General features: G+C 65.1%; 25 protein-coding genes. 8 read left to right on the top strand and 17 right to left on the bottom strand.

What is annotated here, in order from left to right; genetic code table 11:
* Positions 1-35: 35 nt before the first annotated feature.
* From QA635_RS11230 to QA635_RS11180, 11 genes are all read right to left on the bottom strand, one after another.
* Positions 36-602: a c-type cytochrome gene (locus QA635_RS11230; RefSeq protein WP_283068927.1), complete on the bottom strand. Its 567-nt coding sequence runs from the start codon at positions 600-602 to the stop codon at positions 36-38.
* A gap of 89 nt (positions 603-691) precedes the next feature.
* On the bottom strand, positions 692-2,401 hold the full coding sequence (locus tag QA635_RS11225; RefSeq protein WP_283068925.1) for a pyrroloquinoline quinone-dependent dehydrogenase: 1,710 nt from the start codon (positions 2,399-2,401) through the stop codon (positions 692-694).
* Positions 2,402-2,807: 406 nt separating this feature from the next.
* Complete coding sequence (locus tag QA635_RS11220) at positions 2,808-3,746, bottom strand: carbohydrate kinase family protein (RefSeq protein WP_283068924.1); 939 nt, start codon at positions 3,744-3,746, stop codon at positions 2,808-2,810.
* Positions 3,747-3,756: 10 nt separating this feature from the next.
* Positions 3,757-5,409 (bottom strand): FGGY-family carbohydrate kinase, encoded by a 1,653-nt coding sequence (locus QA635_RS11215; RefSeq protein ID WP_283068923.1) that lies wholly within the window; start codon positions 5,407-5,409, stop codon positions 3,757-3,759.
* A gap of 42 nt (positions 5,410-5,451) precedes the next feature.
* A complete protein-coding gene (locus tag QA635_RS11210) occupies positions 5,452-6,225 on the bottom strand; it encodes an SDR family NAD(P)-dependent oxidoreductase (protein ID WP_283068919.1) in 774 nt (257 codons plus the stop codon).
* A gap of 93 nt (positions 6,226-6,318) precedes the next feature.
* Positions 6,319-7,326 carry an ABC transporter ATP-binding protein gene (locus QA635_RS11205; RefSeq protein ID WP_092081652.1) on the bottom strand — a complete coding sequence of 336 codons (1,008 nt, stop codon included), beginning with the start codon at positions 7,324-7,326 and terminating at the stop codon, positions 6,319-6,321.
* Between the two features lie 16 nt (positions 7,327-7,342).
* A complete protein-coding gene (locus QA635_RS11200) occupies positions 7,343-8,173 on the bottom strand; it encodes a carbohydrate ABC transporter permease (RefSeq protein WP_069279505.1) in 831 nt (276 codons plus the stop codon).
* Between the two features lie 4 nt (positions 8,174-8,177).
* Positions 8,178-9,050 carry a carbohydrate ABC transporter permease gene (locus tag QA635_RS11195; protein ID WP_024583852.1) on the bottom strand — a complete coding sequence of 291 codons (873 nt, stop codon included), beginning with the start codon at positions 9,048-9,050 and terminating at the stop codon, positions 8,178-8,180.
* 188 nt (positions 9,051-9,238) lie between these two features.
* Complete coding sequence (locus QA635_RS11190; protein ID WP_283068913.1) at positions 9,239-10,552, bottom strand: ABC transporter substrate-binding protein; 1,314 nt, start codon at positions 10,550-10,552, stop codon at positions 9,239-9,241.
* 365 nt (positions 10,553-10,917) lie between these two features.
* Positions 10,918-11,871 carry a sugar-binding transcriptional regulator gene (locus tag QA635_RS11185; RefSeq protein ID WP_057019228.1) on the bottom strand — a complete coding sequence of 318 codons (954 nt, stop codon included), beginning with the start codon at positions 11,869-11,871 and terminating at the stop codon, positions 10,918-10,920.
* A 9-nt stretch (positions 11,872-11,880) separates the two neighbouring features.
* Positions 11,881-12,546 carry an HAD family hydrolase gene (locus QA635_RS11180; RefSeq protein ID WP_229190986.1) on the bottom strand — a complete coding sequence of 222 codons (666 nt, stop codon included), beginning with the start codon at positions 12,544-12,546 and terminating at the stop codon, positions 11,881-11,883.
* A 114-nt stretch (positions 12,547-12,660) separates the two neighbouring features.
* Between QA635_RS11180 and ybaL the strand changes: the two genes are divergently transcribed.
* Both ybaL and QA635_RS11170 read left to right on the top strand, forming a co-directional pair.
* The gene (ybaL, locus tag QA635_RS11175; protein ID WP_283068910.1) at positions 12,661-14,382 is read left to right on the top strand and encodes a YbaL family putative K(+) efflux transporter; all 1,722 of its coding nucleotides are present in this window, start codon (positions 12,661-12,663) and stop codon (positions 14,380-14,382) included.
* A 61-nt stretch (positions 14,383-14,443) separates the two neighbouring features.
* Positions 14,444-14,677 carry a hypothetical protein gene (locus QA635_RS11170; protein ID WP_028343292.1) on the top strand — a complete coding sequence of 78 codons (234 nt, stop codon included), beginning with the start codon at positions 14,444-14,446 and terminating at the stop codon, positions 14,675-14,677.
* Positions 14,678-14,776: 99 nt separating this feature from the next.
* Here the strand turns inward: QA635_RS11170 and QA635_RS11165 are convergent, their stop codons facing one another.
* The 5 genes from QA635_RS11165 to QA635_RS11145 form a co-directional block, all read right to left on the bottom strand.
* On the bottom strand, positions 14,777-15,001 hold the full coding sequence (locus QA635_RS11165) for a hypothetical protein (protein ID WP_016843345.1): 225 nt from the start codon (positions 14,999-15,001) through the stop codon (positions 14,777-14,779).
* Between the two features lie 64 nt (positions 15,002-15,065).
* The gene (locus QA635_RS11160) at positions 15,066-15,341 is read right to left on the bottom strand and encodes a chaperone modulator CbpM (RefSeq protein WP_283068906.1); all 276 of its coding nucleotides are present in this window, start codon (positions 15,339-15,341) and stop codon (positions 15,066-15,068) included.
* Positions 15,338-16,240, bottom strand: a complete 903-nt coding sequence (locus QA635_RS11155; RefSeq protein ID WP_283068904.1) for a J domain-containing protein — start codon at positions 16,238-16,240, stop codon at positions 15,338-15,340. Before QA635_RS11155 ends, QA635_RS11160 begins: the two co-directional genes overlap by 4 nt.
* A 125-nt stretch (positions 16,241-16,365) precedes the next feature.
* Entirely contained in the window at positions 16,366-16,548 is a 183-nt protein-coding gene (locus QA635_RS11150) for a hypothetical protein (protein WP_028343296.1), read from the bottom strand.
* Between the two features lie 83 nt (positions 16,549-16,631).
* Entirely contained in the window at positions 16,632-18,044 is a 1,413-nt protein-coding gene (locus tag QA635_RS11145; protein WP_283068898.1) for a hypothetical protein, read from the bottom strand.
* A 672-nt stretch (positions 18,045-18,716) separates the two neighbouring features.
* Between QA635_RS11145 and clpB the strand changes: the two genes are divergently transcribed.
* From clpB to QA635_RS11120, 5 genes are all read left to right on the top strand, one after another.
* A complete protein-coding gene (clpB, locus tag QA635_RS11140; RefSeq protein ID WP_283068897.1) occupies positions 18,717-21,329 on the top strand; it encodes an ATP-dependent chaperone ClpB in 2,613 nt (870 codons plus the stop codon).
* Positions 21,330-21,429: 100 nt separating this feature from the next.
* Positions 21,430-21,684, top strand: a complete 255-nt coding sequence (locus QA635_RS11135; protein ID WP_057019219.1) for a DUF2171 domain-containing protein — start codon at positions 21,430-21,432, stop codon at positions 21,682-21,684.
* A 149-nt stretch (positions 21,685-21,833) separates the two neighbouring features.
* Entirely contained in the window at positions 21,834-22,895 is a 1,062-nt protein-coding gene (locus tag QA635_RS11130; RefSeq protein WP_283068896.1) for a Dyp-type peroxidase, read from the top strand.
* The gene (locus QA635_RS11125) at positions 22,888-23,703 is read left to right on the top strand and encodes a family 1 encapsulin nanocompartment shell protein (RefSeq protein WP_069279514.1); all 816 of its coding nucleotides are present in this window, start codon (positions 22,888-22,890) and stop codon (positions 23,701-23,703) included. Before QA635_RS11130 ends, QA635_RS11125 begins: the two co-directional genes overlap by 8 nt.
* Before the next feature lie 82 nt (positions 23,704-23,785).
* Positions 23,786-23,977, top strand: coding sequence for a hypothetical protein (locus QA635_RS11120; protein WP_057019217.1), 192 nt, complete (start codon positions 23,786-23,788; stop codon positions 23,975-23,977).
* A 15-nt stretch (positions 23,978-23,992) separates the two neighbouring features.
* On the opposite strand, the gene QA635_RS11115 is transcribed toward QA635_RS11120, so the two are convergent.
* Positions 23,993-25,213 (bottom strand): MFS transporter, encoded by a 1,221-nt coding sequence (locus tag QA635_RS11115; RefSeq protein ID WP_283071599.1) that lies wholly within the window; start codon positions 25,211-25,213, stop codon positions 23,993-23,995.
* 187 nt (positions 25,214-25,400) lie between these two features.
* Here QA635_RS11115 and QA635_RS11110 point away from each other — a divergent pair, with 187 nt between their 5' ends.
* Positions 25,401-26,612, top strand: a complete 1,212-nt coding sequence (locus QA635_RS11110; RefSeq protein WP_283068891.1) for an amidohydrolase family protein — start codon at positions 25,401-25,403, stop codon at positions 26,610-26,612.
* The last annotated feature ends 13 nt before the right edge of the window (positions 26,613-26,625 follow it).

The raw sequence follows: 26,625 nt of genomic DNA, 5'->3' as shown, positions 1-26,625 counted from the left end.
CCCGGGACAAGGCCGGGCATGACGAGTGTCCGCAGCTACAACCCCGCCAGATAGTCCACCAGCGCGGCAAGGTCGTCGGGCGAAGTTGCCAGCATCAGGTCGGACATGCCGGGATTGTTGCCGCGCGCGCGGGTGCGGAAATCGGCGATGGTCTTGGCGAGGTAATCCCGTCCCATGCCGGCGAGCCGCGGCACCGTGCCGTCGCCCTGGAAGCGATCGAGATGGCAGGCCGGGCAGCCGACCGAGCGGCTGGCGCTGACCGCCTTCTCCGCCACGTCCTTGGGCGCGCGCGGCTGGCCGAGGTCAGGCCACGGCTTCTGCGAAAGATATTCCGCAATCGCCAGCATGTCGTCGCGCTCGAACTGCGCCGCGATCGGCTGCATGATCTCGCTCTTGCGATCGCCGCGCTTGAAATCGCGCAGCTGGATGTAGAGATAGCCGGCCTGCTGGCCCCAGATCGTCGGAATGGTCTTGTCGACCGGCTTGCCGTTCTCGCCGTGGCAGCCGGCGCAGACCTGCACTTTTTCCTCAATCGTCTCTGCGCGCGCCTGCGCCGCAATCAGCAACAGCGCGGCGCCGCAAATCATCAATCTACTGAACATCTGCTCATCCGTAGAAAACAGAAGCGGGACCGAACCGGTCCCGCCTCGCCGTCAATGTTTGCACGCGTGATGATGCATCAGGCTCGGGCTCAGTCGAGCGTGAAGGCGATGATGTTGTTGCCACGCTTGTAGTCGAGCTGGGTGTTACCACCCGCGCCGACCACGACATATTGCTTGCCGCCGACCATGTAGCTCGACGGCGGCGCGTTGACGCCGGCGCCGGCCCGGAAGCTCCACAGCTCCTTGCCGTTCGACGAATTGTAGGCCGCGAACTTGCCGTTGCCTTCGCCGGTGAAGACCAGGCCGCCGGCGGTGGCGAGGATGCCGCCGATCATCGGCTCGGGCGTGTTGACCTGCCATTTGATCTTGCCGTTGTTGTAGTTCACCGCGGTGATGTTGCCCGCCTGCTTCTCGCCCGGGATCACCTTGAAGGCACCGCCCAGCCACAGCTTGCCGTTCGGATAGGCCGAGCTCTCGACGTGGTAGGTCATCGGCTGGTGCAGGTTGATGGCGTAGGCCAGCTCCTGTCCCGGATCGGTCGCGATCGGCGACCATTCGACGCCGCCATTGGCGCCGGGCAGCATGCGCGCACCTTCCTTGGTCGGCAGCACCCACATGTTCTCCTGCGGCACCATCGCCTCGGAGAAGCGGATCAGGCTGCAGTCCTTGCGATCGTGCACATAGATGTGCCCGGTCTTGCCGGCATGAATGACGCCGGGAATCGTCTTGCCGCTCTTGTCCTTGACGTTGACCAGCACCGTCGGGCTGACCGCGTCGAGGTCCCAGACGTCATGGGCGATGTACTGGAAGTGGCAGACATACTTGCCGGTGTCGAGATCGAGCGAGACCAGCGAGTTGGTGTAGAGGTTGTCACCGGGCCGGTTCGAGCCGTCGAGGTCGGGCGACGGGTTGCCGACGACGAAGTAGATCCGGTTGGTCGCGAGATCGACCGACGGGTTCTGCCACACACCGCCACCGAGCTTGGCATAGGGATCGCCGATCTTGGCGAGCATGTCCTTCTCGGCCTGGATATTGCGATGCATGTCGCGGCCGGTGGCATCCTTGGTCGCCCAGACACCGACGGAGTTCTCCGGAATGGTGTGGAAATTCCAGAGCTGCTTGCCGGTCTTGGCGTCATAGGCGCGCACGAAGCCGCGGATGCCGTACTCGCCGCCATTGGTTCCGATCAGCACCTTATCCTTGACCACGGTCGGCGCCATCGTCTCGCTGTAGCCGAGCTCGGGATCGGCGATGTTGGTGGTCCAGACCACCTCGCCGGTCTTGGCATTCAGCGCCATCAGCTTGGAATCGAGCGTCGCCAGATAGACCCGGTCGCCGAGCACCTGGACGCCGCGATTGTTGGGACCGCAGCAATAGACCGTGATCGGGCCCATCTTGTGGGCGTAGTGCCAGAGCTGCTGACCGGTCTTGGCGTCGAGCGCATAGACATGGCTGAACGACGTCGTGACAAACATCACGCCATCGACGACGATCGGAGACGTCTCAAGCGATTCCTTGACGTCGGTCTGGAAGATCCATGCGACGTGCAGGTCCTTCACATTGTCCCGGCTGATCTGCTTGCCCGGATAGAATCGCGTCTGGGCATAGTTGCCGTTGGTGAGCAGGAAATCCCTGCTGTTCTTGTCGGCGGCGTTGAGCTGCTCCTGGGTCACCGGAGAAACATTGGCGTTGCCGAGGACCGACTGCTTCTCCTGCTTGACTTCCTGCGCGATGGCGGCGCCCGACAACAGGCCAACGCCGAGTGCGGCGGCGAATGCCGCAATCCCTTTCACATACATATCTTCCCCCGTTATTTCTTGGTTGCAATATTAGGGATGCGTGTCTGCTACTTCCCTTCGAGGCCCGGTCGCCCTGGCGAGCCCGCAACCCGTTGCGTGGCCTGGTTGCGCTGCAATAGACGATCAAAAAAGGACGAAGACAGGTATCGATGGATGGATTCCATGTTAGCGCGGTCTTTCACAAAGACAACCGATGCGCTCAATGCGAAGCCGAAGCAGCATGACTTCGCACGCTCGAAATGTAGCGATCGCGGGCTGGCATCAAATCCGAGCGATATCGGGTGCTTCGGACGCCTTCACGCATCGCCGGGCAGATTTGCCTTCGCAGGCGCAGCACGCAAAATGAGACTAAGCGTCAAGCGACGGCATCGCGCGAGAGGCCGCGCCGGCTGAGGCCGTGGATGCCCTACCAATCGTCGGCCGGCAACTCCCGGCTGCGCGGCGGATCGGCGCCGGGCCGCGTGCAGGTGAAGGCGGCACACTTGCAAGCAAAGGACAGCGCACGAGTCAGCTCGGCTGCGGGGACGTCGCGCAACCGCGGCTGCGCGATCCGGTCCAGCCGATGCAACGCAGCGAGCAGCGCCGCCTGAAAGCTGTCGCCGGCGCCGATCGTATCGACGACGTTGACCACCGGCGCTTCGGCCGCGATCGGTCCGGCATTGCGATGCCAGGCGCAAGCGCCATCATTGCCGCGCGTAATGACGACGAGCGATGCGCCGCCCGACAGCAGCGTCTCGGCCCGCGCAGCATGGGCCTCGTCACCGAACAGATAGGCGAAGTCGACGTCGGACATCTTCACGATGTCGGCCTTGCCGCAGAACGCCAGCATGCGCGCGCGATAGGCGTCCTTGTCCTTGACGAGGTTCGGTCGGCAGTTTGGATCGAGCGAGATCGTCACGTTCGGCCGCGCATCCTCGATCAAGGCCAGCGTCTCCGCCGCACCCTTGTCATGGACCAGCGTGGTCGAGCCGGTATGCACGCAGGTGACGCCGTCAAGCGCGACCGCATCGCGCCGATAGGTCCAGTTCCGCGACGCGGTGTCGGCGTCGTAGAAGGCGTATTGCGTCTCGGTGCCGGTGACGCGCGCAAAGGCCAGCGTGGCCTGGCGATTGCTGCGGGTGGCGCGACGAAGATCGACGCCGGACGCCGCGGCATGATCGGCGATCATCCTGCCGAAGGTGTCGGTCGAGATGCCGCCGACAAAGCCGGTGGGAACATCGAGCCGCGCGCTGCCGATCGCGATGTTGAGGCAGGAGCCGCCGACGGCGGGCGTCAAGGCCTCACGTCCATCCGCCGTCTTCGACGGCAGGAAATCGATCAGCGCATCTCCGCAACTCAGCAGCATGGGGCAAACCTTACGTCGGCGCTTCGCCGGGCGCCCGCCTCATCGCCTCGCGGCTGTCGCGGTCAAGCTCCCGCAGCAGCTTGTGCACGCCGCGCTTCTTGCGATGGAACTCGGCAAGCTCCGGCCTGGTCGGCTCGCTCAACCGCCCGAGCGCCGACATGCCGGCCATCGCCGCATTGATCGAATTGTGCGCACCGCTGGCGACCGCGCCCAGCATCGCCGCGCCGAGCAAAACGGGTTCTTGCGTCTGCGGCAGCGCCACCGTGTAGCCTGTCGTGTCGGCCATGATCTGGCGCACCAGGGGGCTGCGGCTCGCGCCGCCGCCGATCACGATGGTCTTGCCGTTGACGCCATGCGCCTGCAAGGCGTCGATGACGTCGGCAAGGCCATAGGCCAGCCCGCACAGGCCGGCGATGAACAGCCGCTCCAGCGCCGACACGTCGGTGTCGAGATCGAGGCCCGCGATCACCGCGCGCGAGCCGGGATCGGCATAGGGCGAACGGTTGCCGAGGAACTCCGGCAGAACGTGAACGTTGCGCGCGAGCAACGCCGCAGCACCGGCATTGCCGCTGCGCGCCAGGATGCGCTTCTCGAGATATTCGATGACGTCGACGCCGTCGGTCTTCGCCGCGAGCGCAACCTCGGCATGCGCCGGATGCGACTTGAGCAGGTGATCGATCGCAGCGCCCGCCGCCGATTGGCCGCCCTCGTTGAGCCAGAAGCCCGGCACCATGCCTTCGAAATACGGCCCCCAGACGCCGGGCACGAAGCAGGGATCGACCGTCGTCGCCATGATGCAGGCCGACGTTCCCATGATGTAGGCGAGCCGTTGGCAGACATCGACCTCGGCGCCGGAGCCATCGCGGCCGCCGATCGCGCCGACGCCGCCGGCATGGGCATCGATCAGGGAGGCACCGACCGCGGTTCCCGGCAGCAGGCCGAGATCGCGCGCGGCATCCTCGGACAGCCCGCGGCCGAGCGGCGAGCCGGGCGGCACGATCTCGCTGCCGATCCGCCCAAAGCGGTCGGCCGCGAGCGCCTCGAGCCCGACCCGCTTGAAAAAGGATTCACTCCAGCCGCCCTCGTCAGCGACATAGGTCCATTTGCAGGTGACCGTGCAGGTCGAGCGCGCCAGCGAGCCGGACGCGCGGAACGACAGATAGTCGGCAAGATCGAAGAAATGCCCGGCGGCCTCGAAGGTCGCGGGCAGATGCCGCTTCAGCCAGAGGATTTTCGGGATCTCCATCTCCGGCGAGATGGCGCCGCCGACATAGCGCAGCACCTTGTCGCCGGTCGCATTGACGAATTCGGTCTCGTCCATTGCGCGGTGGTCCATCCAGACCACGACATTGCGTAGGGGATCGCCGGACGGGCTGACGGTGAGCGGCCGGCCTTCCCTATCCAGCACAACCAGCGAACAGGTCGCGTCGAAGCCGATGCCTTTGACGTGTTCGGCGGCAACCGCAGCCTCCCGCATCGCACCGCGCACGGAGGCGACGCAGGCCGCCCAGATGTCGTCGGACGATTGCTCGACGATGTCGCCGGGCTCGTGCCAGACCCGGATCGGATGCCGGGCCGACCCGAGCAGCTTCCCCGACTCGTCGAACACGCCCGCCCGGGCGCTGGTGCTTCCGACGTCCACCCCGATATAGGCTTGCCGCATGACCGCTTTATCTTTGCTTGAGCATGATCCCCGGGCGCAAGCCTACCAGCAAGTGTAGCCGCCATCGACCAGAACGATGCTTCCGGTCATCAGGCTCGACGCCTCGGACGCCAGGAACAGCACCACGGAGGCGATCTCGTCAACCTGCCCCATCCGCGCCATCGGGGTTCCACCGATCCAGGCGTCGTACATTCTGGGGCTGTTCTTCACGAAGGCGTTCAGCGGCGTCTCGATATAGGTCGGCGCCACGGCGTTGACGCGAACCCCGCGCGCGCCCCATTCGGCGGCGAGCGATTTGGTCAGGTGATGCACCGCGGCCTTGGAAGCGTTGTAGAAGCACTGTTCCTGCGGCTTGTTGACGATGAAGCCGGACATCGAGCCGACATTGACGATAGTGCCGGACTTCGCCTTCAGCATGTGATTGCCGAAGGCGCGACAGCACCAGAAGGTGCCGTTCAGGTTGACGTCGATGACGTTGAGCCAGTGCTCGTCGGTCACGGTTTCCGCCGGCGTCTCGCTGCGGGCGATGCCGGCATTGTTGACGAGAATGTCGACCTTGCCGTACTTGCCGACCAGTTCGTCGGCGACCGCGGCGACGCGACCGGAATCCGTCACGTCCATCAGCGCGATGTCGGCGTCAAAGCCCTTGGCCTTCAGCGCCGCCTGGGCGTCATTGGCAACCTTGGCGTCGCGATCGCCGATGATGACCTTGGCGCCGGCTTCGGCGAGCGCCTCGGCGCAGGCGAGCCCGATGCCCTGACCTGCGCCGGTGATGATGGCGGTCTTGCCGCCGAGCCTGAACTTTTCGAGATACATTTTCTTCTTCCTTAGCTTCTTTTTGAGCATGATCCGTTCGGAAAACCGCTTCACGCTTTGCGCTAACGCGGCCCTCCGGGTCCGGATCATGCTCTATGCGTGAATCGATTTTCCGCTGTCGTCGAAACGGTGGATGCGCGCCGGATCCGGGATCAGCGACACCCGGTCGCCGGGATGCAGGTCAAGCTCGCCGACATAGCGCGCGGTCAGCATTCCCAGCGGTCCGGCGTCGACATAGAGGAAAGTGTCGCTGCCGAGATGCTCGGCGACCGAGACGGTGCCGTGCCAGCCGCCCTGCCCGTCGCGCTCGACCCTCAAATGCTCGGGCCGCACCCCGATGGTCGCGGCGCCCTGCTGCTTGGCGATCTCACCGGTGACGAAGTTCATCTTCGGCGAGCCGATGAAGCCGGCGACGAACAGATTGGCCGGCTTCTCATAGAGCTCGAGCGGCGAACCGTATTGCTCGATCTTGCCGCCGTTCAGCACCACGATCTTGTCCGCCATGGTCATGGCCTCGACCTGGTCGTGGGTGACGTAGATCGCCGTGGTGCCGAGCTGCTTCTGCAACCGCGTCACCTCGAGCCGCATCTGCACGCGCAGCGCGGCATCGAGATTGGACAGCGGCTCGTCGAACAGGAACGCCTTCGGCTCGCGCACGATGGCGCGCCCGATCGCGACGCGCTGGCGCTGGCCGCCGGAGAGCTCGCGCGGCTTGCGGTCGAGATAGGGCGTCAGGTTGAGCGTCGCCGCGGCGGCCTCGACCTTGCGGTTGATCTCGCCCTTGGCGATCCCGGCCATCTTCAGGCCGAACGCGATGTTGCCGCGCACGCTCATATGCGGATAGAGCGCGTAGGACTGGAACACCATCGACAGCCCGCGCTTGGCCGGCGGCACGTCGACCACATTGCGTCCGTCGATCAGGATGGCGCCGCCGGTGACGTCCTCGAGCCCCGCGATCAGCCGCAGCAGCGTGGTCTTGCCGCAGCCGGACGGACCGACGAAGACGACGAAGGAGCCGTCGGCGATGTCGAGATCGGCGCCCTTGATGATGTGGACCGGCCCGAACGATTTTTGCACACCCTGCAGCGTAATCTGACCCATGGCAAAAGCCTTTCTGCTACTTGACCGCGCCGAAGGTCAGGCCGCGGACGAGCTGCCGCTGACTGAACCAGCCGAGCACGAGAATGGGCGCGATCGCGAGCGTCGACGCCGCCGACAATTTCGCCCAGAACAATCCTTCCGGGCTGGAATAGGACGCGATGAAGACGGTGAGCGGCGCGGCCTCGAGCGTCGACAGGTTGAGGGTCCAGAACGCCTCGTTCCACGCCAGGATCAGATTGAGCAGCAACGTCGAGGCCAGCCCCGGCACCGCCATCGGCGTCAGCACGTAGATCAGCTCGCGGCCGATCGTGGCGCCGTCCATCCGCGCCGCCTCGAGGATGTCCTTCGGGATCTCCTTGAAATAGGTGAACAGCATCCAGATCACGATCGGCAGATTGCCGAGGCACAGGATGAAGATCAGGCCGGAGCGGGTGTCGAGCAGGCCGAAGGTGCGGTAAATCAGATAGATCGGCACCAGCACGCCGACCGGCGGCATCATCTTGGTGGACAGCATCCAGAGCAGCACGTCCTTGGTCCGCTTGGTCGGCGAGAACGCCATCGACCACGCCGCCGGGATCGCGATCAGCATCGCGATCAAGGTCGAGCCGCCGGCGATGATGATCGAGTTGAGCGCGTGATGGAAATAGTCGCTGCGCTCCTGCACCGTGGCGTAGTTCTCGGTGGTCCAGTGGAAGAACAGGAACGAGGGCGGGATCGCGAACGCCTCGAGCTCGGTCTTGAAGCTCGCCAGCACCATCCAGAGGATCGGGAAGAAGATCAGGAAGCCGACCAGCCAGGCCGCCACCGTCGAGATCACCTTGCGCCGTGTCGTGACCATCCGCGCCATGACGTTACGCCTCCAGATTCCGGCCGACGATACGAACGAGGAAGAAGGCGACGATGTTGGCGAGCACCACCGCGACCAGGCCGCCCGCCGAGGCGCTGCCGACGTCGTACTGGATCAGCGCCTGCGAATAGATCAGGAAGGCGATGTTGGTGGTCTGCAGGCCGGGGCCGCCGCCGGTGGTGACGAAGATCTCCGCGAACACCGTGAGCAGGAAGATGGTCTCGATCAGGATCACCACGGTGATCGGGCGCGCCAAATGCGGCAGCGTGATGTAGATGAAGGTCGAGATCGCGCTGGCGCCGTCCATCTCGGCGGCCTCCTTCTGCTCCTCGTCGAGCGATTGCAGCGCAGTGAGCAGGATCAGGGTCGCGAACGGCAGCCACTGCCAGGAGATGATCAGGATCACCGAGAACAGCGGCGCGTCGTTGAACCAGTCGATCGCCGGCAGCCCGAACAGATGCGCGATCCAGGCGAACAGGCCCGACACCGGATGCATCAACAGGTTCTTCCAGACCAGCGCGCTCACCGTCGGCATCACGAAGAACGGCGCGATCACCATCAGGCGGACGATCGAGAGCCCGACCACCTGCTGGTCGAGCAGCAGCGCCAGCGGCACGCCGAGGATGATCGTGATCGCGAGCACCGAGCCGACCAGCACCAGGGTGTTCTGCAACGAGGCGAGGAAGGCCGGATCGGTCAGGAAGTAGCGGAAATTCTCCAGCCCAACGAATGATTCAGAGCCGGGATCGAGCAGATTGTAATGCAGGGTCGCGAAATAGATCGTGAGCGCCAGCGGCACGATCATCCAGATGAACAGCAGCGCCACCGCGGGCGTGAGCAGCGTGCGTGCGAGCAGTTGGGTCTGCTGGGTCGCCATCCCCGCCTCCTTCTCAAGGAAAGGAGCGACCATCCCGCTGCGGGACAGGATGGTCGCGAGTGGCCCAGCTCGGGAGGTCTAAGCTGGTCGGGCGGCCAAGGCGGCTGTCGCGCCTTAGCTATCGAGTCGCGGCTTTGTTTTGAGCATGATCTTTTCGGAAAACCGCTTCACACTTTTCCGGATCATGCTCATTTGATGTAGCCCGCGCGCTTCATTTCGCGCTCGGTCACGGACTGGGCAGCGGTGAGCGCCGCATCGACGGTGGTCGAGCCTGAGAGCGCCGCGGAGAACTGCTGGCCCACCTGGGTGCCGATACCCTGGAATTCAGGGATCGCCGCGTACTGCACGCCGACGTAAGGCACCGGCTTCACCGTCGGCTTGTTCGGATCGGCGGCATCGATCGAGGCCAAGGTCAGCTTGGCGAAGGGGGCGACCTTCAGATAGTCGGGGTTCTTGTACAGCGAGGTGCGCGTGCCCGGCGGCACGTTGGCCCAGCCTTCCTTCGCGGCGACGAGCTTGGTGTAATCCTTGCTGGTCGCCCAGGCGATGAACTTCTCGGCCGCCTCGACCTTCTTCGAACCGGCAGGAACCGCGAGACTCCATGCCCACAGCCAGTTGGCGTTCTTGCCGAGCCCGGTGTTCGGCGCCAGCGCAAAGCCGACCTTGTCGGCGACCGTGGATTCCTTCGGATTGCTGACGAACGACGCCGCCACCGTGGCATCGATCCACATCGCGCATTTGCCGGCGTTGAACAGTGCGAGGTTCTCGTTGAAGCCGTTGGAAGAGGCGCCGGGAGGGCCGGCCTGCTTCATCAGGTCGACATAGGTCGTCAGCGTCTTCTTCCATTCCGGCGAGGTGAATTGCGGCTCCCACTTCTCGTCGAACCAGCGCGCACCAAAGGAATTCGCCATCGCGGTCAGGAACGCCATGTTCTCGCCCCAGCCGGCCTTGCCGCGCAGGCAGATGCCATAGACGCCGCCCGACTTGTCGGTCAGCTTCTTGGCGGCGTCGACCACGAAGTCCCAGGTCGGGCTCTCCGGCATCTTCAAGCCGGCCTTGTCGAACAGGTCGGTGCGATACATCACCATCGAGCTTTCGCCGTAGAACGGCGCGGCATAGAGCTTGCCGTCGACCGAGACCGCGTCCTTGATCTTGGGCAGGAGGTCGCCGACGTCGTAATCGGCGCCGAGCTTGTCGAGCGGCACCAGCCAGTTCTTCTTGGCCCAGATCGGCACCTCATAGGTGCCGATGGTGAGCACGTCGAACTGGCCGCCCTTGGTGGCGATGTCGGTGGTCACGCGCTGGCGCAGCACGTTCTCCTCGAGCGTTACCCATTTGACGGTGATGTCGGGATTCTTCGCGGTGAATTCGCTGGTGAGCCCCTGCATGCGGATCATGTCGCCATTGTTGACGGTCGCCACCGTCAGCGTGGTCTGGGCGATCGAGGGGGCAGAGATCAAAACAGCAGCCGCGCCCGCAACGGCGCAAAGGACGTTTTTCAAGGTGACCTCCCTTATGTCACGTTGAGCATATGCCCACGTGTTGAGCGTATGTTCATACTGCCGTCAAATTTTGTCAAGCGCGCGGAAGCGCCGTCCCGCGCGTTTGCGGGTTCCACTGCACGCTGGAATGGAGGTGTTTGCGGAGATGAAGAAGGGCGCTGAGACCAGAAGGCAACTTGATTTGCGGCCACAGCGGGACTGCGCTCCCTCGCCCCGTTCTTACGGGGAGAGGGTTGGGGTGAGGGGCTCTTCCCGCGCATACGAAGCGGACGAATGCGCGGAGATCCCCCTCACCCGGATCGCATCTCCGATGCGATCCGACCTCTCCCCGCAGGCGGGGCGAGGTGAAGTACGACTCGTGGCGCCTAGCGATCCAGCACCGCGCGCGCGGTGGCCTCATCGGTGATGAGGCCGTTGACCACCCGGCCCGCCAATGCGGCCTTGATCGACGGCACCTTGGCGGCGCCGACGGCCGCGGCGATCGTGGTCGCTTCCGCGGGGATCTGCGGCGGAATGCTCGTCAGCCGCTTGTTGGTGCCGCCCTTGATCAGGCGGCCCTTGGCGTCATAGGCCCAGCCGGTCACCTCGCCGACCGCGCCGAGCCGCATCATCTCGAGCAGCTCCTCACGGGTGACGAAGCCGTCGACATGGACCTGGGCCTTCTGGTCCATCTGGCCGATGCCGATCAGCCGCAGATCGGCCTTGGCGGCGACCGCCCTCACCCGCGCGATCGGGTCGATGCGCACCATGCGGTTGCGCTCGTCCTCGCTCGACATCAGGAACGGCAGCGGCATCGGGTAATGGCGCGCGCCGGTGCGATCGGCGAGCCGTCCCACCGTGTCGTAGAAGCTCGCCGAGCCGTCGGCGGAGATGTTGCCGACCAGCGAGACGATCTGGTGATCCGGCCGCTCGATCGGCGAGACCCGCTCGACCGCGGCGCGCACCGCGCGGCCGGTGCCGAGCGCCACGATCACGGGCGTCTCCGAACGCAGCGTCGTCTCCAGCAGATTGGCGCTGCGCTCGGCGATCCCTGCATTCGACAGCGGCGCCGCCGGATCGGTCGGCACGACGTCGCAATGCACGAGGTCGAACCGCGCCTTCAGCCGGGAGGCCAGCTCCATGCAGGCCGCGATCGGATGTTCGAGGCGGAACGTGATCAGCCGCTCCGCCAGGCACAGCGACACCAGACGCTGCGCCGAGGCGCGCGACACCTGCAGCATTTTCGCAATCTCATCCTGGGTGTGGCCCGCGATGAAATACAGCCAGCCGGCGCGCGCCGCATCGTCGAGGCGAGACTTTTCGTTGTCGGGCGCAGCCATCGTCTTGCGTCAGCCTTCCATCCAGAAATCCGTCATCGCGGCGAAGATTCGATCCGCCCCCGCTTGCCGCAGCAGAGCACTGCCATCCGCCAACCGATAGTGGGCGCCGCCGACAAATCCCCACACTTTCATGCCCGCCGCCTTCGCAGCCATCACACCGCTGACGCTGTCCTCGATCACGAGCGTGCGGCGCGACGCGGCGCCCATTGCGCTTGCCGCATGCAGGAACAGATCCGGGGCCGGCTTGCCGCGCTTGACCATCTGCGCGGTGTAGAGCCGCGGCCCGAAGCTGGCAGCGAGGCCGGTCAGCTCCAGCGAAAACTTCACCCGCTCGAGATCGCTCGATGAGGCGACACAATATGGCAGCCGCAATTCCTTGAGCACCGCCGCGATGCCGGCGATCGGCTTCAGCCGGGAGCGGAAGGTCTCACGGACCTGCAGCGCGAGGTCAGGCAGAAACGTCTCGGGCAATGGCTTTCCCACGCCCCGGCAGTAGTCGACCAGGGCCGCGGTGCTGCGGCCGAGGAAGAGCTCGAGCGCCCGCTCGGTGCTCATCCCGATGCCGGCCCGAACCATCGCCTCGGCAAGACAGCGGCAGCTCAATTCCTCGCTGTCGACGAGCACGCCGTCGCAGTCGAAGATGACGAGATCAGTCTCGGGAAGCCGCGGATCCATCCCGACATGAGATCATATGCTCACGCCATGAGCAATAGATCACGGTTTCCGCGCGGAATGCCGCGCCTCAAATGGTCGCGGTGCACCGCCAGGGATGCTGTGCGACAAGGCGAAATGCCGCATGACACACCTCTGATCGCGACCGTCGTCGCGGGCCTCGGCCTCGCTTTTGTCTTCGGAACCATCGCCCAGCGCTTTCGGGTTCCGCCACTGGTCGGTTATCTGCTCGCGGGCGTGGCCGTCGGTCCCTTCACGCCCGGCTTCGTTGCCGATCAGGCGCTGGCAACCGAGCTGGCGGAGCTCGGTATCATTCTCCTGATGTTCGGCGTCGGCCTGCATTTCTCGCTGAACGATCTGTTGTCGGTACGCGCGATCGCGGTGCCCGGCGCGATTGCGCAGATCGCGGTCGCCACATTAATGGGCCTCGGCCTCGCGCTGTTGATGGGCTGGACCGTCGGCGCGGGTCTGGTGTTCGGCCTCGCGCTGTCGGTCGCAAGTACCGTCGTGCTGTTGCGCGCGCTGCAGGAGCGCCGCCTGATGGACACCGAACGCGGCAAGATCGCGGTCGGCTGGCTGATCGTCGAAGACCTCGCCATGGTGCTGGCGCTGGTGCTGTTCCCGGCGGTGGCGAGCTTGCAGGGCGGCGATGGCGCGGCGCTCACCTCCGACCCCCTCGCCGCCCGTTTCGGTCTCGGGCTCACCGGCGTGCTGGTGCTGACGCTGATCAAGATCGCCCTGTTCATCGCGCTGATGCTGGTGGTCGGACGCCGGCTGATCCCGTGGGTCCTGCACTACATCGCGCATACCGGCTCGCGCGAGCTGTTCCGGCTGACCGTGCTCGCGATCGCGCTCTGCATCGCGTTCGGCGCGACCAAGCTGTTCGGCGTCTCGCTGGCGCTCGGCGCCTTCTTCGCCGGAATGATGCTGCGGGAATCGCCGCTCAGCCAGCGCGCGGCCCAGGAGACCTTGCCGCTGCGCGACGCGTTCGCGGTGCTGTTCTTCGTCTCCGTCGGCATGCTGTTCGACCCGATGAGCGTGGTCCGCGAGCCCTGGCCATTCGTCGCGACGCTGTTCGTCATCGTGGTCGGCAAGTCGATCGCCGCCCTTCTGATCGTCGTGCTGTTCCGTCATCCGATGGCAACCGCCCTGATGATCTCGGCGAGCCTCGCCCAGATCGGCGAATTCTCCTTCATCCTGGCCGAACTCGGCGTTGCGCTCAATCTGCTGCCGAAGGCCGGCCGCGACCTGATCCTGGCGGGCGCGATCTTCTCGATCATGCTCAACCCGCTGGTGTTCGCGGTGGTCGACTGGCTGACGTCGCGGCTCGAGAAGCCGCAGACCTCCTCGCCAACCGCCGCGGCCTCTGAACCAATCCCGGTCACCGAATTGCAGGATCACACCATCCTGGTCGGCTACGGCCGGGTCGGCAGCATCGTTGGCGATGCGCTGCATCAACGCAGCGCGCCGTTCCTCGCGGTCGAGGCGTCCGACGACATGGTTGCCAAGCTCAAGGAGCGCGGCATCGAAGCTCTGATGGGCAACGCCGCGCGCGCCAGCGTGCTGCGCGCGACCAATCCGGCCGGCGCGCGATCGCTGGTCATCGCCATTCCCGAAGCCTTCGAGGCCGGCCAGATCGTCGAGCAGGCGCGCGCCGCGAATACCGATATCCAGATCATCGCCCGTGCACATTCCGACGCCGAGGTCGATCATCTCAAGGCACTTGGCGCCGACATCGTGATCATGGGCGAGCGCGAGATCGCCCGCGGCATGATCGAGGAGCTCGACAGGGCGCGTCCGGCTGCTATGCGAACGGCCGAGCAGGATTCGGCAGCTTGAGATAGACTGCGCCCATCGTACCGATGCGCGCCGCGCGTCACGCGATGAGGGAGATCGAGCGATGGCCTTCAAGAGCCCGCACGTATCGCTGGTGTCGTTCTCGGTCGAGATCGGCGCCGCGGACACGACAAACGTCATGCAGATCGAGACCGACTTGCATCTGAACACCCGTCATCCGAGCTATGACGCGGCCGCCGTGGAGCGGCTGGTGCGTGACGCACAAGCCTATCTCGCCGGCAATGCCGGCCAAGTCACCCGGATCCGGCTGGTCTCCACCCGCGGCGGCCAGACCTGAAGCCTCATTATTTGAGCTCTTTGTTTGAGCGTGATCTCCGCGCAAACGCTTTGCGTTTGTCGCGAGGGAAAACCGGCTTCCACTTTTCCGGATCATGCGCTAGCCGCCAAGGAATGCCGGCGCCAGATCCTCCTGCACGATGATGTTGGCGGCTTCCGTCGTCAGTTCGCTGCCGACCAGGTCAAGATTCTTGGCGGCCTCGAACAGCATCGACCGGACGTCGTCCGGCGTCAGCACGCCCTTCGCGATCAGCTTGCGCACCAGCGCCTGCAGGATAAGAACGTCGATCTCGCCATGCGCCAGCGGCGTCGGCTTGTCCGTCATGATCGTCTCCCAGGCTGATCCCAAGGTTGAGTCCCAAGGCTGAGGTTCGTCGCAAGTGAGGCGCCTAGCGCGATGGTGACGCCATGTCCTTGTGCAATTGCTCGAACGCACGGCGCAGGCTGTGCAGCTGATCGACCAGATGAAGGATGACGTCGATGCCCTCGTCGTTGACGCCGAAGTCGCCCTTCAGGTCGCGGATCAGATGCGCGCGCGCCACGTCGGTGTCGGAGAAGCTGATCTCGCTGGCGGTCTCGTCCGGCACCAGCCATTGCTGCTCGATCCAGAACTCCAGGGTCTGCACCTCCAGACCCGCATCGATGAGGAACTGCTGCTTGTTCATGATGCACCATCCTCGCGCGGATCGAATGCCTTTCGATCCCAGTTCGACACAAACGCCTCGAGCTCGGGATCGGGTCCCTTGGGCAGGACCACCTTGAGCTTGACGAGTTCGTCGCCATGGCCTCCGCCGACGCGGGGCGCGCCTTTGCCGCGCAACCGCATGGTCGTGCCGGTGTTCGATCCCTTCGGAACCGTCATGGTCACGGCACCGGTCGGCGTCGGAACGCGGACTTTTCCGCCGAGCACCGCCTCGGACAGCGAGATCGGCAGTTCCAGCGTAATGTCGTCATCCTCGCGGGTGAAGCGCGGGTCGGGGCGAACTTCCACCTCGATCAGCGCATCGCCGGGACCGCCCTTGCCGCTGCCGGGCATGCCCTTGCCGCGCAGACGAATGATCTGGCCATCGACGAGCCCCGGCGGGATCGTCACGTCGAGCGTACCGCCGTCGGGAAGCGTCAGCCGCTTGCTCGCACCGGTGATCGATTCCGCGAAGTCGATCGCGAGAGCGTAATGCAAATCGCGGCCACGCCGGTTGGCGCGCGCCTGCTCGCTGCGCCGGAGCAATTCGGCGAAGGCGTCGTCCTGGTCCATGTAGTCGGCATAGCCGGAGCTGTCGGCATAGGGATGCCCCGCATCGGCGGTGGCGAAATCCCGGTAGTAGCGATGCTGCGGCCGCTCGGCGCCATCAGCATCGATCTCGCCGGCGTCGAAGCGCCTGCGCTTCTCGGCATCCGAGAGCAGATCGTTCGCAGCCGCGACTTCCTTGAATTTGTCTTCGGCCGCCTTGTCGCCCGGATTGAGATCCGGATGCAGCTTCTTCGCCAGCTTGCGATAGGCCTTCTGGATATCGGCCGCAGAGGCCGTCGGGGCAACGCCAAGGACCTCGTACGGATTTCTCACAACCTGCTCCGCAACACCGTGAGTGCACCTGCAATCATGAGGGCGCAAAAGCAGGCGATTTGCAAGTGCGCAGGCGCGCCGTCCGGAAGCGGCCGACGCAGCATGCGCTCACGTCACATGACAAGTTAAGATGTATGTCCGGGGTCCAGATAGTTCGGCATGTTCTTTTGCTGCTGCGGCGTCATCTTGGCGGTATCCGCCTTGCCTGGCACGCCCCTCGGACCGAGCAGGGCACGCTGCATGTCGTCCTCGCTCAAGCGCGGCTTGCCATCGTCGAGCTGTCCATCGCCGCCATGACTCTGTGCCATGACCAACCTCCAGTGATGATCGCTTGCACAGGCGGAACAATACCGCGCTCCGCCGGAACGAGCCAGCGGAGCGCGGACGTGCCTTAGTGTTGCTCCTGCCGCTTCTCCTCTGCGGGATGACCTGCCGCAGGCGCAGCATGCGGAGCGGCGTGCGGCTCCGGCCGTGCCGCCGGCTGGGGATGGGCGGCCTGCGGCTGCGGATGCGGCTCAGGGCGCGCCATCGTCTCCGGGTGCGCTTGCGGCTTCGCTGCTGGCTCCGGTCGCGCTTCGGGCCTCGCTGGCTCGGGCCGCGCGACGGGCTTCGCGGCAGGCTCGGGACGCGGCTCTTCCTTGCGCACCTCTTCGGGCCGCTTCTCCTGCACGGCAGGCCGCGCCGCTTCTGCAGGATGCGGCTCAAGCTTCGGCTCGGCGGCAGGCGCCGCGCGCTTCTCTTCGACCGCGGGCCTGTTCGCTTCGGCGGGCGGATGCGCCGCAACACCCTTCTCGGGAACCGGAAGCGCGTGGGATCCGGCAGGTGCCGGCGCAGCAGGGTGCGGCTCGGCCTTGGTCTCGGGAGCAGGTGCTGCGCGCTTCTCCTCGGCCGCGGGCTTGTTCGCCTCGGCGGGCGGATGCGCCGCCGGAAGCTCCTTTCCCGGGACCGGGAGCGCATGGGAGGCAGCCGGTGCTGCTGCGGGTGCGGGTGCAGCTCCCGGGTGCCCCGGCTCCCCGGCCGCCGGCCGTGCGGCGTTGGCAGGCACTGCCTCGCCGGCCGGCCGCGCGCGAACCACGCCCGGTCCCTTCAATTCGCCGGGACGCGCCGTTGCGGCGACTGCGGGCACGCCATTGTTGGTCCGCTTGAACAGGTTCGGATCCTGGCTTGCGGTCTCGACCTGCTTGCGTTGCAACGGCGTCGCCGCGAAGTGCTGCTCCTTGGCGATCGTGCGCTCGGCCGGCGTCGGCCGCACCTCGATGCCGCCGCGGCCGCCATTGTAGCTGACGTTGTTGACGGTGGTCTGATTGATCGTGACGTTCTTCTCGTAGACGTTGGTGATCCGCGCACCCTGCAGATTGTTCACGGTGCGATTGTAGAAGAAGTTGCCGTGATCCCAGCGGCCGCCTTCATAGCCCGACCCGCCGTAGCCGAAACCGTAATTGATGCCACCGTAGAAGCCGACGCGATCACCCCAATAGCCCTGATGGAAGATGAAGCCGCCACCGAATGCACCCCAGTAGCCGGGCGTCCACAGCAGTCCGACCCGCGGCGGCTGCACCCAGGTGCCCGGCACCCAGTAGTAATCGCCGCGATCCTCGTCCCACGACCAATTGCCCGGCGACCACATGTAGCCGGGACCAGGCACCGGCGGCTGATCGTAGGTCGGCAATGGCGGCGGCGCGGTCTCGACGGCAGAGACCGGCGCGCATGCCGCATCCTGCGCGATTGCGGGCACCGCAGTCGCATAGAACAGCGCCGTGGTAATCGCTGCACACGACACGGTCGAAAGGAGACGAGTTGTCATTGGGAGCCTCTTCGATGAGCACGTTCAACGTGAGACGGAACAAAAGTTCCGTGCGTCGGCAATGCACCGACACACTTCATCGCTAGCGCCTTGACCTTACACCAGCCTGAAACGCATCGACGCAAACGGAAACGCGCTCATCCGGCTATTCACGGTCGGTTCAGAGTGCGCCGTGATGCAACGTTGCGCGATGCAGTGGAACATCGCGCGTTGCTTCTCTGTATCATCGAGCGAGCGAGCGACGCGAAACGCGACGCGATCGATTCCGATAACGTGTCCCGATCATGACCTGGGCTTTTGTACGATCACACCGGTCCATGCTCATCCAACACTCGCTTCGCGAGCCCGGCGATCCATCGAACCGTAATCAGCGCGATGCGTGCACCCCGTCTTACCCGCGCGGCCGTAGCAGTGCCCCCGGATGAGTGCCAGCGACGAACGTCAGCCCTCGCAACGGCTTAACCGCAGCATCCCAGCGAGCGCGCTGCGCGATTGACACTCCCCTGAAAGGACCACACGATGCGGGACGCGGCAGCCTTGGGCCCGCGGTTTTCCGCCGGCGCAATTGCACGGGGCTGTTGCATGATGGATGTCATCGTTCCGCCATCTGTCGCCGACGGAACTGCGTGGCATAATGGATCTCGACGAGCTTGCGTTGCTTGAGGTGCCACGATGAACATAGAAAAATATACTGATCGCGTTCGCGGCTTCATTCAGTCGGCGCAATCGCTCGCGATGCGCGAGGGGCATCAGCAGTTCTCGACGCTGCACATCCTGAAGGTGCTGCTCGACGACAATGAGGGCCTCGCGGCCGGCCTGATCGACCGCGCCGGCGGCAACTCGCGCGCGATCCTCAAGGCGACCGAGGACGCGCTGGCGAAGGTACCGAAGGTCAGCGGCGCCGGCTCGGGACAGATTTACCTGGCGCCCGAGACCGCGCGCGCCTTCGCCGCGGCGGAACAGGCCGCTGACAAGGCCGGCGACAGCTTTGTCTCGGTCGAACGCCTGCTGCAGGCGCTCGCAGCCGACAAGGACAGCGAGGCCGGCAAGCTGCTCGCCAAGGGCGGCGTCAATCCGCAGAACCTGAATGCGGCCATCAACGCGCTGCGCAAGGGCCGCACCGCCGACAGCGCATCGGCCGAGAACGCCTATGACGCGCTGAAGAAATATGCCCGCGACCTCACCCAGGCCGCGCGCGACGGCAAGCTCGACCCGGTGATCGGCCGCGACGAGGAGATCCGCCGCACCATCCAGGTGCTGTCGCGGCGGACCAAGAACAATCCTGTCCTGATCGGCGAGCCCGGTGTCGGCAAGACCGCGATCGTCGAGGGCCTCGCGCTGCGCATCGTCAACGGCGACGTGCCGGAAAGCCTGCAGGACAAGGCGCTGCTCGCACTCGATCTCGGCGCGCTGATCGCCGGCGCAAAGTATCGCGGCGAGTTCGAGGAACGGCTCAAGGCGGTGCTGCAGGAAGTGACCTCGGCCGAGGGCGGCATCATCCTGTTCATCGACGAGATGCACACGCTGATCGGCGCCGGCAAGGGCGACGGTGCGATGGACGCATCCAACCTCCTGAAGCCCGCGCTCGCCCGCGGCGAGCTGCATTGCATCGGCGCCACCACGCTCGACGAGTACCGCAAGCATGTCGAGAAGGATGCAGCGTTGGCGCGGCGCTTCCAGCCGGTGTTCGTCTCCGAGCCGACGGTCGAGGACACCATCTCGATCCTGCGCGGCTTGAAGGACAAATACGAGCAACATCACGGCGTGCGCATCGCGGATTCGGCGCTGGTCGCCGCTGCCACGCTGTCGAACCGCTACATCACCGACCGCTTCCTGCCCGACAAGGCCATCGACCTGATGGACGAGGCGGCCGCCCGGCTGAAGATGCAGGTCGATTCCAAGCCTGAAGAACTCGACTCGCTCGACCGCGAGATCATCCGGCTCAAGATCGAGCAGGAAGCGCTGAAGAAGGAGACCGATCTCGGCTCCAAGACCCGCCTGCAGACGCTCGAGAAGGATCTCACCGACCTGGAAAAGAAATCGGCGGATATGACTTCGAAATGGCGGTCGGAAAAGAGCAAGCTCTCCGATGCGCAGAAGATGAAGGGTGAACTCGAACAGTTGCGTACCGAGCTCGCCAACGCGCAGCGCAAGGGAGAATTCCAGAAGGCGGGCGAGCTCGCCTATGGCCGCATTCCCGAGCTCGAGAAGAAGCTCGCGGCGGTCGAGGCCAGCGAGACCTCGTCCACCAGCGAGACCGTGACCGCCGACAATATCGCGCAGGTGGTGTCGCGCTGGACCGGCGTGCCAGTCGACAAGATGCTCGAGGGCGAGAAGGACAAGCTGCTGCGCATGGAGGAGATGCTCGGCAAGCGCGTCGTCGGCCAGGCCGAGGCGGTCCGCGCGGTGTCGACCGCGGTGCGCCGCGCCCGCGCCGGCTTGCAAGACCCCAACCGGCCGATCGGCTCGTTCATGTTCCTGGGTCCCACCGGCGTCGGCAAGACCGAGCTTGCCAAGGCGCTCGCCGAATATCTGTTCGATGACGAGACCGCGATGATCCGCCTCGACATGTCCGAATACATGGAGAAGCATTCGGTCTCGCGGCTGATCGGCGCCCCGCCCGGCTATGTCGGCTATGATGAGGGCGGTGCCCTGACCGAAGCGGTGCGGCGGCGGCCATATCAGGTGGTGCTGTTCGACGAGATCGAGAAGGCGCATCCCGACGTCTTCAACGTACTACTGCAGGTGCTCGACGACGGCCGCCTGACCGACGGCCAGGGCCGCACCGTCGATTTCCGCAACACGCTGATCATCATGACCTCGAACATCGGCGCCGAGTATCTTGTCAACCAGCCGGAAGGCCAGAGCACGAGCGCGGTGCGCGAGCAGGTGATGAACATGGTACGGGCGCACTTCCGGCCCGAATTCCTCAACCGGATCGACGAGATCATCCTGTTCCACCGGCTGCAGAAGAGCGACATGGGCCGCATCGTCGAGATCCAGTTCTCGCGGCTGCGCAAGCTGCTCGAGGATCGCAAGATCGAGCTGGAGCTCGACCCGAAGGCGCGCGACTGGCTCGCCGAGAAGGGTTGGGATCCGGCTTACGGCGCCCGCCCGCTGAAGCGGGTGATCCAGCGCAGCGTACAGGATCCGCTGGCGGAGATGATCCTTTCCGGCGACGTGCGCGACGGCTCAGAGGTGAAGCTCTCGGCCACCAGGGCCGGCCTCACCTTCAACGGCAAGAAGCCGGAGAACGCGGCGGCGGACGAATTCGAACCGGTGTGAGACAGGCCGGATCGCCAGCGACGCGCTGTCATCGCCGCGTCGTCTGCCGGCATCATATGCAAGCCGAACATACAAGCTGACCTGCAACCAGGAGAGCGCCATGACGCAGCACAAGATCAAGGACAACATGGAGGTCATCGGCGCCGATGGCGTGCATGTCGGCACCGTCGATCACGTCGAGGGCAACCGCATCAAGCTCAAGAAAAGCGAGAGCGACGGCTTCCACAAGGGCCATCACCACTTCATCGAGCTCGGCTTCGTGGCGGGTGTCGAAGGCTCCAAGGTTCGGCTCTCGGCCAACGCCGCGATTGCGGTGACCCTCGAGGAAGAGAAGTCCGGCAAGCCCGTCGATTGAGACAGGCACCTCTGCAAGAGCCTGAGCCATTCGAGCCCTTGTAAAGGTTCCACTGGCATGCTCCTCTGCCGCTGTCTGGACGCCGATCCGGCGTCCAGCGCCTGCCTTTTGTCCTCGCGGAAGTGCCGTTTTTAGTCAAGGAGACATGCGTGCCATCAGCCGTTCCGCAACCGGTCGCTGCGAAGCTGACGCGCGCGGCCATCTTCCTTGCGGTCACGATCAAGCCCAATCCGGAATATGACGCGGTGGTGCGGTCGCTGTGCGCCGATCTGGGCGCGCTGCTGCGTGCGGTGGGCTTCCGCGATCTCGAGGGCCGGCTGTCATGCGTCATGGGCATCGGCTCCGACGCATGGGACCGGCTGTTCGGCGCGCCGAAGCCGAAAGGCCTGCATCCGTTCCGCGAGATCAACGGCGTCCACCACGCCGTCGCAACGCCGGGCGACCTGCTGTTTCATATCCGCGCCGTGCCGATGGACCTGTGCTTCGAGCTGGCGACCCAGATCATGACGCGGCTCGGCGATGCGGTTGCGACCTCCGACGAGGTGCACGGCTTCAAATATTTCGACGAACGCGACCTGCTCGGCTTCGTCGACGGCACGGAGAATCCGGAGGACCAGGCGGCCACCGACGCCACCATCATCGGCGACGAGGACGCGGCGTTTGCCGGCGGCAGCTATGTGATCGTGCAAAAATACCTGCACGATCTGAAGAAGTGGAACGAGCTGCCGGTCGAGATGCAGGAAAAGATCATCGGCCGAACCAAACTGTCCGACATCGAGCTCGACGACGCGGTGAAGCCGAGCTACGCGCACAACGCGCTGACCACGATCGTCGAGAATGGCGAGGAGCTCGATATCGTCCGCGACAACATGCCGTTCGGCAATATCAGCAAGGGCGAGTTCGGAACCTATTTCATCGGCTATGCCAAGTCCCCGCACCGGATCGAGCAGATGCTCGAGAACATGTTCGTCGGCAAGCCGCCGGGCAATTACGACCGCCTGCTCGACTTCAGCCGCGCCGTCACCGGCATGCTGTTCTTCGTCCCGTCGGCGACCTTCCTGGAGGATGTTGCGAGCGAGGCGCCGGCAGCTTCGCCCGCCGAGCCGTCGCTGGACGACGCCGGGGCTGGCGACACAGCTGCACCAGGAATATCGCCGTCCGACGGCTCGCTCGGGATCGGCTCACTGAAAGGAGAGGCTGGACATGAATAATCTTCATCGGGGACTCGCTCCCATCTCGGACGCGGCATGGGCCCAGATCGAAGAGGAGGCCTCGCGCACGTTGAAGCGCCATCTGGCGGCGCGCCGTGTCGTCGACGTCGACGGTCCGAAGGGAACGGATTTCTCCGCGGTCGGCACCGGTCATCTCAAGAAGATTGCGGCGCCGGGCGACGGGGTCGAGGCGACGCAGCGCGACGTCCAGGCGCTGGTCGAACTGCGTGTGCCGTTCGAGCTCTCGCGCCAGGCGATCGACGATGTCGAGCGCGGCGCGAATGATTCCGACTGGGATCCGCTCAAGGATGCCGCGCGCAAGATCGCCTTCGCCGAGGATCGCGCGGTGTTCGACGGCTATGCGGCCGCCGGCATTCAGGGCATCCGTCAAGGCACCAGCAACCCGGTGCTGACGTTGCCGTCGAGCGTCAAGAACTATCCCGCCGTGGTCGCGCAGGCGGTCAGCCAGCTGCGGCTCGCCGGCGTCAACGGTCCCTATACGCTGCTGCTCGGCACCGAGCCCTATACCGCGATCGGCGGCGCGACCGACGACGGCTATCCGGTGCTGCAGCACATTCAGCGCCTGATCGACGGCAAGATCATCTGGGCGCCCGCGATCGAGGGTGGCGTCCTGCTGACCACCCGCGGCGGCGATTTCCAGCTCTCGATCGGCCAGGATCTTTCGATCGGCTATCTCAGCCACTCGGCGAAATCGGTTCAGCTGTATTTCCAGGAGACCATCACCTTCCTGATGCTGACGAGCGAGGCGTCAGTGGTGCTTGCGCCGGAGGCGAAGAAACCCGCCTAGTCTTGCCGGCGTTGACCTATCCGGGAAGTCTCCGGCCGTGGCCGGAGCTTCCGCCAAACGTGAAACGGAGAGGAGGCGCGCAATGGACTACGATCTCTACATCAATCCGAAGAAGGCATCGGTCGGTCTCTACGTCCGCAAGGGCGCCGGCCTTCCCGACCTTGCCGACGCCAAGGACTGGGTGTTCGACGGCACCTCGGCGCAGGCCAATCTGCCGCCGCAGCTCGTGAAGGAAATCGAGGCCAACGGCCACGCCTTTCGCGACATGGATTGAGCGCGTCTGCCGGCGTTATTTCTCGCCGACCTTCACCGGGGCGGTCTCGGGCATCAGGCTCATGGCCACGATGCCGACCGCCGCCGCGAGCAGAAGATACCAGGACGGCGCCAGCGGATCCCCGGTCACGTGCAGCAGCCACGTGACCACGAGTTGCGCGGTGCCGCCGAACGTCGCGATGGCGACCGCGTAGATCGTGGCGAACACGCCGCCGCGAATGCTCTGCGGCAGCGCTTCGGTGAAGGCGGCATAGAACGCCGTGAACGGCAGCGATCCGATGAACGACAGGATGCCAAAGCCGAACAGCAGCGACCACGCACCGGGGTCCTGGACGATCCACAGGAAGGCCGGATAGGTCAGCACCAGCACGACCAGCTGCGGCCAGATCATGATCGGCTTTCGCCCCAGCCGGTCGGCAAGCCAGCCGCCCAGCACCGCGCCGATGATCTGCAGTCCGTTGCTGACCAGCGATACCGTGAACGCCAGCGACGGCGACACATGCAGCGTATTCTTGGCGTAGGTCGTCATGTATTGCGTCACATAGGTCGAGATCGTGCCGCTGGCCAGGATCATCACCGCCAGCACGATGACGCGAAGATGCCGCCGCGCCAGCGCCACATGGCTCGAGCGTTCGATCTGCCCACCGACGTGCTCGCCATGCGAGACCGTTTCCGGCAGCGTGCGGCGCATCCAGATGCCGAACGGCAGGCACACGGCCCCGAGCAGGAAGGCGATGCGCCATCCAAAGGCCTGCAGCATGTCGGGCGCCATCGTGCTGCTCAGGATGACACCGACAAGCGCGCCCACCGTCGCCGCGATCTCCTGGCTGGCAGGCTGCCAGGCGACCACGAGGCCGCGGTTCCTCGGGGCAGCGATCTCGATCAGATAGGCCGTGGTCGGTCCGACCTCGCCGCCCAGCGCAAATCCTTGCACCATCCGCGCCAGGATCACGATGATCGGCGCCACAATGCCGATCGCGGCATAGGACGGCGTCAGCGCGATGGTCAGGATCGCGCCGCCCATCAGCGCGAAACTCAGCAGCATCGCCGGCCGCCGTCCGACCCGGTCGGAGAAGATGCCGAGCACGATGCCGCCGATCGGCCGCGTCAGGAAACCGGCACCGAAGGTCGCAAGCGACAGCATGAGGCTGCCGTATTCGCTGTGCGCGGGAAAGAAGGTGCGGCCGATCTCGGTCGCAAAGAAGCTGTAGGTGATGAAGTCGTAGAACTCCAGCATGTTGCCGATGGTCGCGGCAAAGGCTGCGCGCTTGACATCGAACTGTTCCCTGCTCGCAATCTCCGGCAACGCTCTCGGTTCCTTGTCTGCTTGTGCGAGCGGAGTATTATTCCTCTGACCATGTTAGGCAAGGCATGGAGAGCCGCGCGATCTGCATGCGACGCAAGCGACAAGAGGAACAGATCCGATGCCAGCCGACAAACTCTTCATCAACACCAGGCTCGGTGACGGCGCCAGCCGCGAAATGCTGGTCCGTGACGGCCGCATCGTTGCGATCGAGGCGAAAGGCGAACGCCCGAGCGGGGTCGAGATCGTCGATCTCGGCAATGCGCTGGTCGTGCCCGGCTTCGTCGAAGGCCACATTCATCTCGACACCAGTTTTTACGGCGATAGCTGGCGGCCGCACCGTCCCTGCACCGACGGATTCGACGTCCATGAGCGGGTGGCGTTTCAGGCCGAGAACCTTGCCGCCGCCGCGCCGATGGACGTGCGCGCGCGGAACCAGCTCGACCTCTGCATCGGCCATGGCACGACGCGGATGCGCAGCCACGTCATGGTCGACGGCTCTGTGGGGCTGAAGTCGCTGGAGACCATCCTCAGGGTTCGCGAGGAATACAGGGACTTGATCGATATCCAGCTCGTGGCGTTCCCGCAGAACGGCATCCTCACCAGCCCCGGCACGCCGCAACTGCTCGACGAGGCCGTCAAGCTCGGGGCCAATGCGGTCGGCGGGCTCGATCCCGCAAGCTTCGACCGGGATGTCGAGGGCCATCTCGACGTCGTGTTTGGCGTTGCGCAAAAGCGCGGCGTCGATGTCGATATCCATCTTCATGACGGCGGCATGCTCGGTGCCTTCGAGGTCGAGCAGATCGCGGCGCGAACCCGCGCGCTCGGCATGGCGGGCCGCGTCACCGTCAGCCACGCTTACGGGCTCGGCGACATTCCCGCCGATGCGCTGAAGAAGACCGCCGACAGTCTGGCGCGCTCGGGCGTGGCGATCATGACGAATGCGCCGGGTAGCCGGCCGTTCCCGCCCGTCGCCGTGTTGAGAAAGGCCGGCGTCACCGTGTTCAGCGGCAACGACAACATCCGCGACTCCTGGTGGCCCTATGGCGACGCCGACATGCTGGGCCGTGCCATGATGATCGGATACCGCTCGGGTTTCTACACCGATGAGGAACTCGCGATCGCGTTCGACATGATCACCGCGGCCGGCGCCAAGGCGCTCAGGCTCGAGGACTACGGCCTGCATGTCGGCGCCAAGGCCGATTTCGTGACCCTGAACGCCGTGCATATCCAGGAGGCCGTGGTGGCGCGGCCGTCCGGGCGTTCAGTCTACAAGGGTGGCGTGCTCGTTGCGCGGGACAATCGCGTCGTCAAGGCCGCCAGCCGATCCTGAATCGGACGCTGCG

The sequence above is a fragment of the Bradyrhizobium brasilense genome (genome assembly GCF_029714345.1).
In the GTDB taxonomy this organism is placed as follows: Bacteria; Pseudomonadota; Alphaproteobacteria; order Rhizobiales; family Xanthobacteraceae; genus Bradyrhizobium; species Bradyrhizobium australafricanum.
This window is presented reverse-complemented; position numbering and strand designations above follow the sequence as displayed.

What these genes read in the sequence shown, in the direction of transcription:
- QA635_RS11195 (WP_024583852.1), bottom strand. Translation starts at nt 9,050, where the DNA reads ATGGCGACCCAGCAGACCCAACTGCTCGCACGCACGCTGCTCACGCCC.
- QA635_RS11165 (WP_016843345.1), bottom strand. Translation starts at nt 15,001, where the DNA reads ATGACGGACAAGCCGACGCCGCTGGCGCATGGCGAGATCGACGTTCTT.
- QA635_RS11205 (WP_092081652.1), bottom strand. Translation starts at nt 7,326, where the DNA reads ATGGGTCAGATTACGCTGCAGGGTGTGCAAAAATCGTTCGGGCCGGTC.
- QA635_RS11125 (WP_069279514.1), top strand. Translation starts at nt 22,888, where the DNA reads ATGAATAATCTTCATCGGGGACTCGCTCCCATCTCGGACGCGGCATGG.
- QA635_RS11160 (WP_283068906.1), bottom strand. Translation starts at nt 15,341, where the DNA reads ATGAACAAGCAGCAGTTCCTCATCGATGCGGGTCTGGAGGTGCAGACC.
- QA635_RS11210 (WP_283068919.1), bottom strand. Translation starts at nt 6,225, where the DNA reads ATGTATCTCGAAAAGTTCAGGCTCGGCGGCAAGACCGCCATCATCACC.
- QA635_RS11225 (WP_283068925.1), bottom strand. Translation starts at nt 2,401, where the DNA reads ATGTATGTGAAAGGGATTGCGGCATTCGCCGCCGCACTCGGCGTTGGC.
- ybaL (WP_283068910.1), top strand. Translation starts at nt 12,661, where the DNA reads ATGCCGCATGACACACCTCTGATCGCGACCGTCGTCGCGGGCCTCGGC.
- QA635_RS11180 (WP_229190986.1), bottom strand. Translation starts at nt 12,546, where the DNA reads ATGGATCCGCGGCTTCCCGAGACTGATCTCGTCATCTTCGACTGCGAC.
- QA635_RS11110 (WP_283068891.1), top strand. Translation starts at nt 25,401, where the DNA reads ATGCCAGCCGACAAACTCTTCATCAACACCAGGCTCGGTGACGGCGCC.
- QA635_RS11170 (WP_028343292.1), top strand. Translation starts at nt 14,444, where the DNA reads ATGGCCTTCAAGAGCCCGCACGTATCGCTGGTGTCGTTCTCGGTCGAG.
- QA635_RS11215 (WP_283068923.1), bottom strand. Translation starts at nt 5,409, where the DNA reads ATGCGGCAAGCCTATATCGGGGTGGACGTCGGAAGCACCAGCGCCCGG.
- QA635_RS11220 (WP_283068924.1), bottom strand. Translation starts at nt 3,746, where the DNA reads ATGCTGCTGAGTTGCGGAGATGCGCTGATCGATTTCCTGCCGTCGAAG.
- QA635_RS11200 (WP_069279505.1), bottom strand. Translation starts at nt 8,173, where the DNA reads ATGGCGCGGATGGTCACGACACGGCGCAAGGTGATCTCGACGGTGGCG.
- QA635_RS11135 (WP_057019219.1), top strand. Translation starts at nt 21,430, where the DNA reads ATGACGCAGCACAAGATCAAGGACAACATGGAGGTCATCGGCGCCGAT.
- QA635_RS11145 (WP_283068898.1), bottom strand. Translation starts at nt 18,044, where the DNA reads ATGACAACTCGTCTCCTTTCGACCGTGTCGTGTGCAGCGATTACCACG.
- QA635_RS11150 (WP_028343296.1), bottom strand. Translation starts at nt 16,548, where the DNA reads ATGGCACAGAGTCATGGCGGCGATGGACAGCTCGACGATGGCAAGCCG.
- QA635_RS11185 (WP_057019228.1), bottom strand. Translation starts at nt 11,871, where the DNA reads ATGGCTGCGCCCGACAACGAAAAGTCTCGCCTCGACGATGCGGCGCGC.
- clpB (WP_283068897.1), top strand. Translation starts at nt 18,717, where the DNA reads ATGAACATAGAAAAATATACTGATCGCGTTCGCGGCTTCATTCAGTCG.
- QA635_RS11230 (WP_283068927.1), bottom strand. Translation starts at nt 602, where the DNA reads ATGTTCAGTAGATTGATGATTTGCGGCGCCGCGCTGTTGCTGATTGCG.
- QA635_RS11115 (WP_283071599.1), bottom strand. Translation starts at nt 25,213, where the DNA reads ATGCTGGAGTTCTACGACTTCATCACCTACAGCTTCTTTGCGACCGAG.
- QA635_RS11120 (WP_057019217.1), top strand. Translation starts at nt 23,786, where the DNA reads ATGGACTACGATCTCTACATCAATCCGAAGAAGGCATCGGTCGGTCTC.